Origin of the sequence: Dankookia rubra, from assembly GCF_004355005.1 — a bacterium.
In the GTDB taxonomy this organism is placed as follows: Bacteria; Pseudomonadota; Alphaproteobacteria; order Acetobacterales; family Acetobacteraceae; genus Paracraurococcus; species Paracraurococcus ruber_A.
In genome coordinates, this window is sequence record NZ_SMSJ01000057.1 from 18,441 (window position 1) to 32,420 (window position 13,980).

At 72.1% G+C, this 13,980-nt stretch carries 13 protein-coding genes; 3 read left to right on the forward strand and 10 right to left on the reverse strand.

Annotated elements, in window-relative coordinates; genetic code table 11:
* Positions 1-32 precede the first annotated feature (32 nt).
* Together E2C06_RS26060 and E2C06_RS26065 are read right to left on the reverse strand one after the other, a co-directional pair.
* The gene (locus E2C06_RS26060; protein ID WP_133291511.1) at positions 33-1,289 is read right to left on the reverse strand and encodes a family 1 glycosylhydrolase; all 1,257 of its coding nucleotides are present in this window, start codon (positions 1,287-1,289) and stop codon (positions 33-35) included.
* A 33-nt stretch (positions 1,290-1,322) separates the two neighbouring features.
* Positions 1,323-1,664 (reverse strand): AtuA-related protein, encoded by a 342-nt coding sequence (locus E2C06_RS26065; protein ID WP_133291512.1) that lies wholly within the window; start codon positions 1,662-1,664, stop codon positions 1,323-1,325.
* A gap of 119 nt (positions 1,665-1,783) precedes the next feature.
* On the opposite strand from E2C06_RS26065, the gene E2C06_RS26070 reads away from it, so the two are divergent.
* Positions 1,784-2,140, forward strand: a complete 357-nt coding sequence (locus E2C06_RS26070) for a hypothetical protein (RefSeq protein WP_133291513.1) — start codon at positions 1,784-1,786, stop codon at positions 2,138-2,140.
* A gap of 1 nt (position 2,141) precedes the next feature.
* Here E2C06_RS26070 and E2C06_RS26075 read toward each other — a convergent pair whose 3' ends face one another.
* A complete protein-coding gene (locus E2C06_RS26075) occupies positions 2,142-3,563 on the reverse strand; it encodes an acyclic terpene utilization AtuA family protein (protein WP_133291514.1) in 1,422 nt (473 codons plus the stop codon).
* A gap of 118 nt (positions 3,564-3,681) precedes the next feature.
* Here E2C06_RS26075 and E2C06_RS26080 point away from each other — a divergent pair, with 118 nt between their 5' ends.
* Positions 3,682-4,854 (forward strand): M20 aminoacylase family protein, encoded by a 1,173-nt coding sequence (locus E2C06_RS26080; protein WP_133291515.1) that lies wholly within the window; start codon positions 3,682-3,684, stop codon positions 4,852-4,854.
* A 147-nt stretch (positions 4,855-5,001) separates the two neighbouring features.
* Here the strand turns inward: E2C06_RS26080 and E2C06_RS26085 are convergent, their stop codons facing one another.
* The 5 genes from E2C06_RS26085 to glk all read right to left on the reverse strand — a co-directional run bounded on the left by E2C06_RS26085 (position 5,002) and on the right by glk (position 10,113).
* Positions 5,002-5,934 carry a 3-hydroxyacyl-CoA dehydrogenase family protein gene (locus tag E2C06_RS26085; protein WP_133291516.1) on the reverse strand — a complete coding sequence of 311 codons (933 nt, stop codon included), beginning with the start codon at positions 5,932-5,934 and terminating at the stop codon, positions 5,002-5,004.
* Positions 5,935-6,025: 91 nt separating this feature from the next.
* Positions 6,026-7,174 (reverse strand): 2OG-Fe(II) oxygenase, encoded by a 1,149-nt coding sequence (locus E2C06_RS26090; RefSeq protein WP_133291517.1) that lies wholly within the window; start codon positions 7,172-7,174, stop codon positions 6,026-6,028.
* Between the two features lie 79 nt (positions 7,175-7,253).
* A complete protein-coding gene (locus tag E2C06_RS26095; protein ID WP_241671475.1) occupies positions 7,254-8,633 on the reverse strand; it encodes an MATE family efflux transporter in 1,380 nt (459 codons plus the stop codon).
* Positions 8,626-9,129 carry a winged helix-turn-helix transcriptional regulator gene (locus E2C06_RS26100; RefSeq protein WP_133291518.1) on the reverse strand — a complete coding sequence of 168 codons (504 nt, stop codon included), beginning with the start codon at positions 9,127-9,129 and terminating at the stop codon, positions 8,626-8,628. Before E2C06_RS26100 ends, E2C06_RS26095 begins: the two co-directional genes overlap by 8 nt.
* A gap of 57 nt (positions 9,130-9,186) precedes the next feature.
* Positions 9,187-10,113, reverse strand: coding sequence for a glucokinase (glk, locus tag E2C06_RS26105; RefSeq protein WP_133291519.1), 927 nt, complete (start codon positions 10,111-10,113; stop codon positions 9,187-9,189).
* Positions 10,114-10,364: 251 nt separating this feature from the next.
* Here glk and E2C06_RS26110 point away from each other — a divergent pair, with 251 nt between their 5' ends.
* Positions 10,365-11,474: an enolase C-terminal domain-like protein gene (locus tag E2C06_RS26110; RefSeq protein ID WP_133291520.1), complete on the forward strand. Its 1,110-nt coding sequence runs from the start codon at positions 10,365-10,367 to the stop codon at positions 11,472-11,474.
* Between the two features lie 22 nt (positions 11,475-11,496).
* Here the strand turns inward: E2C06_RS26110 and E2C06_RS26115 are convergent, their stop codons facing one another.
* Together E2C06_RS26115 and E2C06_RS26120 are read right to left on the reverse strand one after the other, a co-directional pair.
* Positions 11,497-12,864, reverse strand: a complete 1,368-nt coding sequence (locus E2C06_RS26115; protein ID WP_241671476.1) for a bifunctional heptose 7-phosphate kinase/heptose 1-phosphate adenyltransferase — start codon at positions 12,862-12,864, stop codon at positions 11,497-11,499.
* Between the two features lie 169 nt (positions 12,865-13,033).
* Positions 13,034-13,762: a metallophosphoesterase family protein gene (locus tag E2C06_RS26120; RefSeq protein ID WP_133291522.1), complete on the reverse strand. Its 729-nt coding sequence runs from the start codon at positions 13,760-13,762 to the stop codon at positions 13,034-13,036.
* Between the last annotated feature and the right edge of the window lie 218 nt (positions 13,763-13,980).

Here is a 13,980-nt window from a genome sequence, read left to right on the forward strand (position 1 = left end):
CGGCGGATGAAAGCGCCGCCGGCGCCCCGGCGTCAATTCGCCGGCGGTCCCTCGCCCGGCGGCCAACAATCCTGGTCGACCGGCATCAGCACCGGGACCTGCAGGCAGAGGCTCTGCGCCGGCAGCACGTCCCGCCAGTCGGCGATCAGCTTGCGGTAGGCGGTGCCGACGCGGCGGATCCTGCGGTCGAGGTCGTAGAGGCCGAGCGGATTGGCCCGGCCGCGCTTCTCCCGCAGCGCCACGTCCCAGTCCACCTGGTCGGTCAGCGAGTACCAGGTGAAGCCGACCACCGGCACGCCGTCGTTCCTGACGCGCAGCACGTTGGCCCATTGCTTCCACAGCCAGAGCACCGCCTCCTCGCCGGTCGGGCCTTCCTGCAGGTTGGTCTCGGTATGCATCACTGGCAGCAGGTAGCGGTCGTGGTACTGCCGGGTGATGGTGGCGTAGCCGAAGATCTCGCCCGAGGCCCGGGTGCGGCCATCCGCCGAGACCAGGTGCTCGTTGGTGACGTAGTAGTCGTTGCCCATGATGCACCAGCGCTTGAGGCGGTGGCGGAGGAAGAAATCGTACTCGTCCCGAGTCATGCCGTTGTCGAGCAGGTACTGGTACATCCCGCTGTCGACCCGCCGGCCGTAGTTGAGGTCGAGCGAGAGGAAGCGCTCGGCGTTGCGGATCTCGGCCGGGCCGATCGCCGCGGGGCTGTCGGCGTGGAAGTATTCCGAGCTTTCCGACTGGATGAAGAGCGCGTCGGGGCGGACCTCGAGGATCGCCTCCATCGCCAGGATGTTCGCGCGCACCAGGTGCTTCAGCGCGGTGACGAAGCCGCGGTCGGTGGCCAGCTGCTCGTTCCACCAGCCGTAGCGGGCGGAGAAGACCGCGGTGATGAACATCTCGTTCACCGGGGTATAGAGCTGTACCCAGGGGAAGCGCTCGGCGAAGGCGCGGGTATAGGCGGCGAACAGCGCCGGGAAGTCCGGGTTCTGGAAGTCGCCGATCCAGTCCGGCACGCCGAAATGGCAGAGATCGACGATGGGGACGATGCGCAGGCGCCGCAACTCGGCGAAGGCCTGGTCGGCATAGGCCCAGTCGTGCCGGCCAGGGCCGAGCAGGGTACTGTGCAGCGCCGGGCCGATCCGGAGGAAGTTGCAGCCGATGTCCTGCACCAGGGCGAAATCCTCGCGCCAACGGTTGTAGTGGCCGCATTCCGCCATCTGGTCGCGGCGGATGCGGCCGCCATCGATGGTTGGGTCGCTGTTCTCGATGCCCGTGGCAAACAGGAAATAAGTCATGCGGCGGGTCCAACGCCCCGCTGCGGCTGGGGTTCAGCCCTGCAACAATTCGCGCGGGACGGAGACGGTCAGCGACAGCAACCGGAAGGACTGCGTTTTGCCATGGCCGTCGAGATTGAGGCTGCCGTTCACCCCGCCTTCCAGCACGTCGTCGACGACGAAGTTGAAGGCCGCTAGCCGCGGCAGGTCATAGCGGGTGCAGCGCGTGGCGCCGCGGTGCGCGAACAGCGCCAGCACGCGTTCCTCCGTCACCTGCTCCGCCAGGATGGGATAAAGCGCGGGATCGTAGGGAATCAGCGACAGGTTGCTGCGGTTGCCCTTGTCGCCGGCCCTGCTGTGGGCAACCGCATGCAGCGGGACGTCTATCCTGTCCATCTCGGCCTCCAGGGATTGTGGAACCCCAAACATGAACCCATGTTAATGTCCGTGTCAGACAGGAGCAATGAATGGCATCCCGCCGCGGCCCTGCCCGACCATGGAGAACCAGGCAAGCGATGTTTCCGAAATTTCTGTCCGCCCCGGCCTTCGCCCTCGCCGCCGCGCTCGGCGTGCTGGCCCTGCCGGCGTCGGCAGAGGCTTATCCGCGGCTCAGCGGCGGCGACGACGACCAGACGGTGACCTACGGCCCGAGCCTCGGCGAGACCATCGTCGGCGGCGCCACGGCGCGCATCCAGGGCGGCGGCCGCGACCAGACCGGCTATGCGGCGTGGCCCGGCGGCCGGGCGCGCGAGGGGCGGGTCGGCGTGCTGCAGGGCGGCGGCCGCGACGCGGCGGTGCAGTACCTCGACGGTAACCCGCATCGCTGGGCCGGTACCCCGGCCGATACCGACGAACGCGGCCACGGCGGCTGAGCTACCCCGCCGGGGAGATGGCCCCCGCCATCTCCCCGGCGGCCTTCAGCATCTCCCGTGCGCTCCGCACGACCACGCTGGTCGGCACCCTCTCCCGCAGCACCAGGTAGCTCCGCGTCAGGATGCGCGGCGTCAGCCGCCAGCGGGCGCCGCCGGTGCCCGCAGTGCCGCAGCAGAGCAGCGCGAGCACCTCCCGCGCCGCCTGGTCGACCGCATCGCGGTCGGGCCCTTCGGCGGCGAGGCGGATGCGGAGCTCGGGCGGCTCCGGCCCGTCATAGCTGCGCCAGAGCGTGCCAGCATCGCTGTCCAGCACCGAGCCGATGCCGATGAGGTCCACCCGTGCCCGCACCGGCAGGCCGCGCAGCCTGAGGCGCTGCTGCAGCACGTCCGCGGTGGCCCTGGCCCGCGCCAGCGCGTTCGGCCCGGCGACGGAGACCTCGCCCTCGCCGAGCCAGGTACCCTCGAAGCAGGCGGTGACCTTCAGCGTATCGGGCCGCGCATGGCCGCGCAGGCCGCGCACCGCGACGCGGTCGTGGCCGACCTGCTCGACGCTGCAGCCGGAGATGTCCAGCACCACGTCCGGCGTGATGTAGCGCGCGGGGTCGTGCAGCTCATACAGAAGCTGCTCCTTGACCGTGCGCAGGTCGACGATGCCGCCGGTATCCGCCGGCTTGGTGATCACCAGCCCGCCGTCCCGCGTCACCTCGGCGATGGGGAAGCCGATATTGGCGGGGTCGGGAATGTCCTTGAAGCCGGGGTCCCAGAAGACGCCGCCGGTGACCTGGCTGCCGCATTCCAGCAGGTGGCCGCAGGCCGCGCCCACCGCCAGCTTCTCCCAGTCGTCGAGACTCCAGCCGAAATGGTGGACCAGCGGCGCGATCGCCAGCGCGGGGTCCGAGGTGCGGCCGGCGACCACCACGTCGGCGCCCTGCCGCAGTGCCTCGACCAGCGGCTCGGCGCCGATATAGGCATTGGCCGCGACCAGCCGCGCCGACTTCGTGTCGATGCTGTCGTCGGCCTCGTGCACCGGCAGCTGGTCGAGCGCGATGGAGGAACTCACGTCGTCGCCGCCGACCACGGCGATGCGGCACTCCGGCAGGCCGAGCCGGAGCGCCAGCCGCGCCACCAGCCGCGCCGCGGCGGCGGGATTGGCAGCGCCGAAATTGCCGAGGATGGGGATGCGGTGCGTCACGCAGTCGCGCAGCACCGGCTCCAGCAGCCGCTCCAGCATCGGCTCGTAGCCGAGCTCCGGGTCGCGCCGGCGCTCGAGCTGCGCGAGGGCCACGGTGCGCTCGCCGAGCGTCTCGAAGAACAGCGCCGCCGGCAGGCCGCGGGCGACCAGGCTGCGGACCACGGGGATGGGCGCGTCGACCCGGTCGCCGGAGAAGCCGGCGCCGTTGCCGACCAGGAAAATGTCGCTCATGGGCGCTCCCTTTGCCGCATCATCGCGCCGGGGGGCAGGCGCCGCAACCGGCCCGCGGCCTCGTGCCTCGACACGCGGCCGGCGTTGCGCTTGCTTGGCACCCCCTCCGGAGGCCCCCATGCCCATCGTCAACCGCATCGCCGATTTCGCCGCCGAGATGACCGAGTGGCGGCAGGATTTCCACGCCCATCCCGAGCTCGGCTTCGAGGAGCGGCGGACCAGCGACATCGTCGCGGCGAAGCTGGCGGAATGGGGCATCGAGGTCACCCGCGGCATCGCCACCACCGGCCTGGTCGGGACGCTCCGCAATGGCGACAGCGGCCGGTCCATCGGCCTGCGGGCCGACATGGACTGCCTGCCGATGACCGAGCAGACCGGCCTGCCGCATGCCTCGACGGTGCCGGGGAAGATGCATGCCTGCGGCCATGATGGCCACACCGCCACCCTGCTGGGCGCGGCGAAGTACCTGGCGGAAACGAAGAACTTCGACGGCACCGTCCACTTCATCTTCCAGCCGGCGGAGGAAGGCGGCGGCGGCGGCAACGTCATGGTGCAGGAGGGGCTGTTCGAGCGCTTCCCCTGCGACACGGTCTACGGCATCCACAACGACCCGACCCTGCCGCTGGGCGAGGCCCGCGTCGTGCCGGGCGTGATCCTCGCGGCCTCCGACCGCGTCTCCATCACCATCCGCGGCATCGGCGGCCATGCGGCGCGGCCGCATGTCACGGTGGACCCGGTGCTGGTCGGGGCGCATGTGCTGGTGGCGCTGCAGGCGCTGGTGGCGCGGCGGACCGACCCGCTGGACAGCGCGGTGCTCAGCATCACGATGTTCCATGCCGGCAGCGCGATGAACGTCATCCCCGACGTCGCCGAGCTGAAGGGCACCGTCCGCACCCTGCGGCCGGAGACGCGCGACATGATGGAGAAGCTGATCGCCCAGGTGGCCGAAAGCACCGCCGCGGCGCACGAGGCGACGGCCGAGGTGGTCTATTCGCGCCTTTATCCGCCGACGGTGAACCACGAGGCGGAGACCGGCCGCGCCGCGCTGGCGGCGGCCAAGGTGCTGGGCGAGGCGCGCGTCATCCAGGACAGCCCGCCGATCATGGGCGGCGAGGACTTCTCCTTCATGCTGCTGAAGCGCCCGGGCTGCTTCGTGATGATGGGCCAGCAGGGGCCGGACAAGGGCGGCGTGCCGGTGCACCACCCCAAGTACGACTTCAACGACGCGATGCTGCCGGTGGGGGCGAGCTACTTCGCCACGCTGGTGGAGCAGGAGTTGTCGCGGGGCTGAGGCAAGGTCGGGGAGGGAAACAGGTGTTCCCTCCCCGAACCCCACCCTTCCCTTGTGTGAGTCGGCTGTCGCCGCGTAGCGGGTGCAAGACTCGGAGAAATAGATGAGGGGCCCGGGGAGAATACCTTCTCCCCGGCCTTCCTTTTTTCACCCCTCCCGCTTCAGCAACTCCAACGCCGCCAGCAGCATCCTCTCATACTTCGCCCGCGCCTCCTTCGTGCTCTCGGGCGTCCAGTGCCAGAACCCCTCGCCGGTCTTGGCGCCGAGTTTGCCGGCCTCCACCAGCGCCATGATGGTGGGGCCCGGCGCGGTGCGGTTGGTCAGCGACGGGTAGATCGTCGCCGCCGCCGCCACCTGCGTCTCGAGCCCCGCCAGCTCCTTCTGCAGGATCGGCCCGGCGCCCATGATCCGCATGCCGAAGGTGAAGCGCACCGCCTTGTCCACGTCCTCCGCGCTCGCCAGGCCCTCGTCGATGCAGTTGAAGGCCTCCCGCACCATGGCGTGCTGGATGCGGTTGGCGAGGAAGCCCGGCACGTCGCGCGCCACGCGGATCGGCACCCGGCCGAGGCCCGCCATGATCTCCGCCAGCCGCGCGCAGGTGGCGTCCCCGGTCTGCTCGCCCTTCACCACCTCGACCCCGGGGACGAGATGGGCGGGGAGGAAGAAGTGCAGGTTCGCCATGCGGGACTGCGTCGCGCAGCCCTCGGCGATGTCGGTGATGCGGAAGCCGGAGGCATTGCTGGCGATGGGGATGCCCGCCGGCACCAGCCGGTCGAGCGCGGCGAAGACCGCGCGCTTCATCTCGAGCTTCTCGGGCACCGCCTCGATCACCACGTCGGCGTCGGCGAAGCCGACATCGTCCATGGAGGCGACGAGGTCGAGCGCATCCACCCGCCGCGCCGCGCCGCCGAGCTGGGACAGCGACAGCGTCACCCGGTCGAGCCGCGCCGGCCAGGATGCGCGGTCCGGCTCCACCGCCGTGACACGCCAGCCGCCGGCCAGGAAGATGGCGGCGATGTCGCAGCCCATCAGGCCGAAGCCGATGATGGCGGCGTGGCCGGGGGCGGGGGTGGTGGTCATCGCGGGGCATTCCTCGGCGGCTGCTTTCGCGGCAGGCTACCGCGCTTTGCAGCCGGCCGTGAACACGGCACCGCGCCGGCCTGGCGCCGCCTCAGGCACCCGGGGGCGATTCGCCCGGGCCCTGGCCGGCGGCCCCGGCGGGCGGCTGCGGCGTGACCGAGGCCTGGTTCGCTTCCCGGATCCGCGCCGCGGCGTCGTCGTAGAGAAAGGGCAGCACGGCATAGCGCGTGCCCTTGGTCACCGGCGTCGCCTCGTGCAGCAGGGAACAGGAGAAGACCACGGCGCCGCCGGCCGGCGGCCGGTAGCGGCGCGGCCCGAATTCGGGGAACCAGAGCTCGCCGCCCTCGAAGTCGTCGTTCAGGTTGATGGTGACCGCGAAACGCCGGTGCGCGGTGCCCGGCGTGGTGTTGTCGCGGTGCGCGGCGAAATGCCCGCCGGTCGCCGCGTCGTAGCAGGCGATGACGTAGCGCTCGATCCGCGTGACCTCGAACTGGAAGGCCTTGCGGATCTCCGGCACCAGCCGGCGCGAGACGCGGGCGCGGATGGTCGCCTGCAGGTCCGCATCCCCGACGACGCAGTCGAAGCGGCGCTTGTGGCCGTAGTCGTAGACGCCGACCGTCTTGCCCTCCCGCTCGATCATGTACCCGCTGTCCTGGCCGCCGGCCTTGGCATAATGGCCGATGAGGTGCCGGCAGAGCTCCGGCTCGAAGACCCGCGGCAGCAGCAGGACCGGCGCCGGCGTCTCCTGCCCGGCATGCAGGTGCGGCGGCGGCAGGCGGCGCAGCAGCGCCACCAGCTCGCCGACCCGCTCCAGCGGGCAGGCGGCGATTACCCGCAACAGCGGGTCGAGCAGGAAGGCGCCCAGGCCGATCGCCGCGGCCTTGCCCTCGGGGTCGGGCCGCAGCAGGCCATAGGCGCGGTAGGTGTCGCCGCCGGCATCGGCCAGGACCCGCAGGCCGGGGAGCAGGTCCTTCGGCCCCTGCGGCGCGGGTGGCCCGAGCGTCAGCAGGAAGGCGCAGCGGTTGGCATCGTCGAGCAGGCCCTCGGCGCAGAGCGGCTGCATGGCCTCCGCCGCGGCCGCCGCCGGCCGCTCGCCGGCCGGGCCGACGAAGGCCAGCAGCACGTAACGGCCGGCGACGCTCGAGAAGGCGAAGCGCGGGTTCGCCGCGGAGGCGGCGTGGAACCAGGGGGCCGGCTCTCCCGGAAAGGGGGGCCTGATCTCGGTCGTGCTGACGGACATGAAGGGGCGGTTCCTGGGCGAGACCGCCGTTTAAGTCGTCGCTGCAAGTAATAAAATGAAGATTTAGTTCATGTTCAGGTCAGGAAGGCGCGGGCGATGACCAGACCCCCGGTCGCACCGCCGCCGCGGTGATCAGCCCATAGGCGGAGATGCCGAGCGCCACGGCGACGAACTGGCCTTCCAGGCCGAAGCCGAGCCAGTCCCCCAGCACCCAGCCGCCACCGACCGCGAGCAGGATGCGGCAGCAGGCGGCGAGGACCGGCCCCTGCATCCGCCCGGCGCCCATGGCGGCGAAGTACAGCGCCATGCCGACGCCGAAGCCCGGCAGCGCCCAGCCAATGATCGACAACGCGCTGGTGGCGATGGCGACCACCGCCGGGTCGCCGCTGAAGGCCCGGGCCGTCGGCCCCGGGAAGACCGCCACTGCCAGCCCGACGCTGGCCGTCACCGCCAGCGCCATCAGCGCCCCGGCCCAGGCGGTGCGCCGCGCCGTCACCCAGTCCCCGGCCCCGACCGCGCGGCCGACCAGCGCGGTCAGCGCCGACCCCACGCCGAAGGCCAGCGGCACCATCAGGAATTCCAGCCGGGCGGAGACGCCATAGGCGGCGACCGCCGCGGCGCCGTAGGACGCGATGCGGGCGGTGACCAGGATGGTGGTGAGGTTGGCGACCGTCGCCATGACGCAGGCGATCAGCCCGACCGAGAGGATCCGGCCGAACAGCGCCCGCTGCAGCTTCACCCGGAGCGTCGGGTGGAAGCCGGCGCCGCCGCGCAGCACCACCGCCGCCATGCCGGCCGTCGCCGCCGTCATCACCACGGCGAAGGCCATCCCGGCACCGGGCATTCCGAGCCCCGCGGGCTCCATCAGCAGCCAGGCCAGCGGCGGGTAGCAGAGCCAGGCGACCAGCAGCACGCGCGAGGCCAGCGCATGCCGCCCCCCGCCGCGCAGCACGGAAGCCAGGGTATTCGCCAGCCAGGCCGGGATCGCCCCGGCGCCGAACAGCCAGGCGCAATAGCCCGAGGCCGCCGTGGCCGCCTCCGGCCCGCCGATCAGCGTGAGGATCTGGCGCGGGAAGCCGGCCAGCAGCACGGCGTAGACCAGGCCGAAGCCGAGCGCGATGACCACGGCATGGATGACCAGCGCCGCCGCCTCCTCCTGCCGCTTGGCGCCGAGCGCGCGGGCGATGGCGGAGACCACGCCGCCGCCCATCGCGCCGGTCGACATCTGCTGCAGCAGCAGGGCGAAAGGCAGCACCACCGCCCATCCCGCCAGCGCCGCGGTGCCCTGCCGCGCCGCCAGCCAGGGCTCCACCAGCTGGCACATCGCCTGCACGGCGGCGACCAGGGTGGTCGGGGCGGCGAGCGTCAGGACCCGGCGCATCACCACCGGGAGCGGCGGGGCGGCGGCGATGGGAGCGATGGGGGCGGCAACCGAGGCAACGCCGGATCCGTCAGCCACGGGACGCCTCCCCCCCGAAGCGGGCGCGCAACGCCTCCCCGGCGCCGGGGCCGGGACGGATGCGCACGTCCTCCGGCCGCAGCGGCCTGCCGGCGGCCGAGAGCGCCGGCGGCGCCTCGACCGGGCGGCCGGTGACGGCGTCCTCCAGCAGCACCGGCGGCCCGTCCGGTCCGGCCATCCAGCGGTCGGCCCAGGCCTTCAGCGCGAGATAGGCGGGGAAGAAGTCGCGGCCGCGCTCGGTCAGCCGGTATTCGTGCCGCGACCCAGCGGTGCGGGGCCCGGGCAGCGACACCTTCTCCAGCAGCCCGTGCTCGGCAAGGTCCTTCAGCCGAGCCGAGAGGATATTGGGGGCGATGCCCAGGTGCCGCTCGAACTCGTCGAACCGGGTGGTGCCGTAGAAGGCCTCCCGCAGCACCAGCATGGCCCAGCGTTCCCCGAGTACCGCCATGGAGCGGGCCACGGGGCAGCGCATCCGGGTGAAATCGGTGCGGGCCATGCCTGGAACTCCTCGCCAACTTGCGTCATGCAAGCATCCTGGCTTGCGCGATGCAAGCTATGTTTGGCGGGCGAGGGCCGAGAGCCCCAGCATGGCCGCGTCCGGCCGCAGGATCAGCGAGGTCGGGATCGGCGCCAGCCAGGCCTTGAAGCGGCCCTTGGCCTCGAACCGGGCGCGGAAGCGGGAGGCCGCGAGGAAGTCGGGGAAGCGCGGGCAGATCCCCCCGGCGATGTGGACGCCGCCCTTGGCGCCGTAGATCAGCGCCAGGTCGCCGGCGACGCCGCCGAGCAGGGCGCAGAACATCTCGAGCGCCTCCCGGCAGGTGCGGCATTCGCCGGAGAGCGCGCGGGCGGTGACATGGGCGGCCACCAGCGGCTCGGTCCCGGCATCGTCGAGCGCGACCAGCGCGGCGTGGATGTTCTCGATCCCCTGGCCCGAAAGCAGCCGCTCGGCCGAGACATGGCCGTGCCGGGCGCGCAGCCATTCGACCACCGCGGCCTCCCGCGCGTCGTGCGCGGCCAGGCTGGCATGGCCGCCCTCGGTCACCAGGATGCGGTCGGGCGGCAGGAAGGCGCCGACGCCGAGGCCGGTGCCCGGCCCGACCACGGCGATCGGCGCGCCGGGCTCCGCCGTGCCGCCGCCGAGCGGGCGGAGGTCGGGGCCGGCGAGATGCGGCAGCGACCAGGAGAGCGCGGCGAAGTCGTTCACCACCTGGACCCGAGCGATGCCGAGGGCGGCGGCGATCTCGGCGCCGTCGACCACCCAGCCGCGGTTGGTCAGCGTCACGCGGTTGTGGTCCACCGGCCCGGCCACGGCGAGGATCGCGGCGCCGGGCGCCGGGCGGTCGCCGAGAAAGCTGGCGATGGCGGCAGCGATGCCGGTGAAGCCATCCAGAGCCAGGTTGACCGGCGGGGTATGGGTGGCGCCGTCGAACAGCGCGAAGCGGGCATTGGTGCCGCCGATATCGGCTAGGAGCGTGGTCATGGCGCCATTGTGTGGCGCCGCGGGCCCGGCGATCCAGCCCGGCGCAGCCGGAATCGCCCGCGGAACCCTTATGTGACGGCGGACAGGCGGGCGCTTCGGCGCCGCATTGCGACGGATCGATCGCCGAATGGCCGGCCGCCGCGGTACCATGCCCGCGCCGGCCGTCGTCCCGGCCGGCGCGCTGGCGAGGCTGCTGTAGCCGCCGGGCCGCGCGCTCCCTAGGGTTGTGCCACCGGGTAGAAGGCACTGGCATGAAGATCGATCTCGTTTCGCTTACCCTTTTTGCCTGGGAGGGCATCCCGCCGACCCGCTACCACGCCGCGGCGAAGCTGGAGACCGGCTCCTCCGCCCTCGGCCTGCTGACCATCGGCACCGATAGCGGGCTGACCGGCCATGCCTTCCTCGGCTCCGCGACCCATACCGCGGCGAATGACGGGCCCGGGCTGATCCGCTTCCTGAAACCCCTGCTCATGGGCCGCGACCCGCTGGACCGGGAGGCGCTGAACGCCAAGCTCTGGCCGATGTCGCGGCTGGTCTCGGTGCGCGCGATCGGCGCGGTCGACGTCGCGCTCTGGGACATCGCCGGCAAGGCGGCGGGGATGCCGATTCACCGGCTGCTCGGCACCACCCGGCACAGCATCCCGGCCTATGCCAGCTCGCAGGTGCTGGACGGCGCGGACGCCTATGCCGCGGAGGCCGTCCGCTACCGCGATACCGGCTGGGCCGCCTACAAGATCCACCCGCCGCAGCACCCCGCCACCGACATCAAGGTTTGCGAGGCGGTGCGCCGCGCCGTCGGCGACGACTACAACCTGATGCTGGATTCGACCTGGTCCTACGACTTCCCGGCCGCGCTGAAGGTCGGCCGGGCCATCGAGCGGCTCGGCTTCCTCTGGTACGAGGACCCGCTGCACGACCAGGACATCACCGGCTACGTCAAGCTGCGGCAGAAGCTCGACATCCCGATCATGGCGACGGAATACCCGGCGACGGGGCTCGAATCCTATGCCCCCTGGATCATGCTGCAGGCGACCGACTACCTGCGCGGCGACGTCGCGGTAAAGGGCGGCATCACCACGCTGGTGAAGACCGCGCACCTGGCCGAGGCCTTCCGCATGACCTACGAGATCCACCACGGCGGCAATTCGCTGAACAACGTGGCGAACCTCCACGTCGCCTGCGCCATCCGCAACACCTCCTTCTTCGAAGTGCTGCTGCCGGACGGCGCGCACAAGTACGGGCTGGCGGAGGAGATCGAGGTCGACAGCGAGGGGCTGGTCCATGCCCCGACCCGCCCCGGCCTCGGCGCCGAGATCGACTTCGAGCTGGTCGACCGGAAAACGATCGCCGTGCTGGAATAGCCCGGCGCCGATGGCCCGATGCTCAGGCGGCGGTCGGCTCCGCCGCCACCGCCGTGCTGCGGACGGTGCCGCCCCATTCCTGCACCAGGTCGCCGCCCGGCACGGCATAGGGGCCGCGGCCGGGGTCCTGCACCAGCACGTCCGGACGCAGCAGCCGGATCAGCTCGAGCGGCGTCTCCCCGCCGAAGCGGGCAATCAGGTCGACGCCCGGCAGTTCCGCAAGCCCCGCCGCCGCCAGGTCGGCATCGCCGAGCCCGACCACCAGCCGGTCGCACCAGCTGCGCGCCTGGGCGACGATCTCGGGCGCGCTGCCGCTGTCGCTGCCGACCAGGAAGCCGACGCGGTTGCCCGCCCGGCGCCAGCGCTCGACCCGCTCGGCCGCCTCGGACCGGGTCGCCATCTTGCGGGAAGCCAGCCGGCCGGGGGTCAGCGCCTCGAGGAACTCGTCCTCCCGCACCACCGCGATGCCGGTCTTGCCGAGCACGATGCCGGCGGCCAGGGCGCCGAGCCGGGCGATCGCGGGGAGCGACAGGCCGGCGGCCAAGCCGGCCGCGGCCACCGCCACCACCACGTCGCCGGCGCCGGAAGGGTCCACCACCTCGGCCACGTCGCTCGGCATGTGCTGGACGATCTCGCCATCGGCGTCGCCGGTCACCAGGGTGATCCCAGGCTCGCCGCGGACCACCATGACGGCGCCGAAGCCATGCGCCCGGCGGAGCGCGGCGGCCGCGGCGGCGATCTCGGCATCGGTGCCGACCGGCAGGCCGGTCGCCTCGGCCAGTTCCTCGACATCCGGCATGATCAGGTCGGCGCCGGCATAGCGGGCATGGTTGCCGCCCTTCGGATCGACCAGCACGCGGCGGCCGGCGGTCCGCGCCGCGGCGATCAGCTTGGTCGGCGTGTCGCCGGCCAGCACGCCCTTGCGATAGTCGGACAGCACCATGACGGCGGTCGCCGCCACGGCATCGCCGGCGATCCGCACCAGCCTGTCGGCCAGGCGCGAATGGATCGGCGCGGCCAGCTCATGATCCGCGCGCAGCAATTGCTGGCCGGTGGCGACGAAGCGGGTCTTGGTTGTGGTGGCGCGGCCGCCCTGCACCAGCAGCCAGGGCTCGACCCCCGGTTGGCCACCGATCAGCCCGGTCAGGTCGCTGCCCGCCTGATCGTCGCCGACGACCGAGACGAAGGCGACCGCGGCGCCGAGCGCCGTCAGGTTGCGGACCACGTTGCCGGCACCGCCGGGCAGCGCCACCTCGCGCTCTACCGTCAGGACCGGGACCGGCGCCTCGGGGCTCACCCGCTCGACCCGGCCATAGACGTAGCGGTCCAGCATGGCGTCGCCGACGACGAGCACGGTGCCGCGCTTCAACTGGCGGACGGCATCGAACAAGGCGGCTGAGAGCGGACCGGGGGGGCCAGGACGGGGTGCGGGCGCGGGTCCGTGCATCCGTCTGCGGTAGCGCAGTCGCGGGTTCAGGCGCAAGGCACGGCCTCTCGATTCGAAGGGGATGGGTTCGGGCCGGGAAAGTATTACCCAGGATTAACCCGAATTTCCCGCCTCAAGCTTCGAGGAAGCGCAGCCGCTGGCCTTCCAGCACCAGGCAGGTGAGCACCCCGCCGAAGCAGGCGCCGGTGTCGATCCCGATCCGGTGCGGCCGCACCGAAGGCTCCGCCGCCGGGGTATGGCCATGCACGATGATCTGCGGCAGATCGCCCTCGAAAGACAGGAAGGGTTCGCGGATCCAGAGCAGGTCGAAGGGGTCCTGCCGGTCCAGCGGCACGCCCGGCCGCACCCCTGCATGGACGAACATGTAGTCGCCGGCCGCCCAACGCAGCGCGCAGCCACGCAGCAACGCCAGGTGCTCGCGCGGGATCGACTCCCAGGGCGCCAGGTCGTCCGGCCGCACGCGATAGCTGGCGAGCGTTTCCGCCCCGCCATTCTCCAGCCAGAAAGGCAGCGCCCCAGGCGGCGAGCGCGGGTCGCAGGCATCCAGCATCATGACCTCGTGGTTGCCGAGGAGGTTCACCACCTCTCCCCCCGGCACCGGGCAGGGGCCGAGCAGGCGTTCCAGCACGCCGGCGCTGTCGTCGCCGCGGTCGACGTAGTCGCCGAGATGCACCAGCACGACCTCCTCGGTCGGGCGGGCGCGCGCATCGGCGGCGATCATGGCATGCAGCTCGCCCAGCCGGTCGGCGCAGCCATGCACATCGCCGATGGCATAGATCCGGAGGCCCGGCGGCAGGGCGCCAGGGGCCAGGAGGTCGGTCGCTAAAGCTTCGTTCACCATCCGGCGCGACCTTAGCGGACTTCCCGCCTCGCTGCACCGCGCAAGGATCGCGCATGACCGTGACCGTCGCAGCCGTGAACGCCAGCGCTGCATTACCACCCACCTTGCGCCCACTTCCGATCCGCAGCGTGGCGCCCGCCGCCCTGCTCGGCGCGGCGCTGGCGGCGCTGCCGGCGGCGCGCGGCCGGGCGGCGCTGCTGCTGCCGCCGCGCGACCGC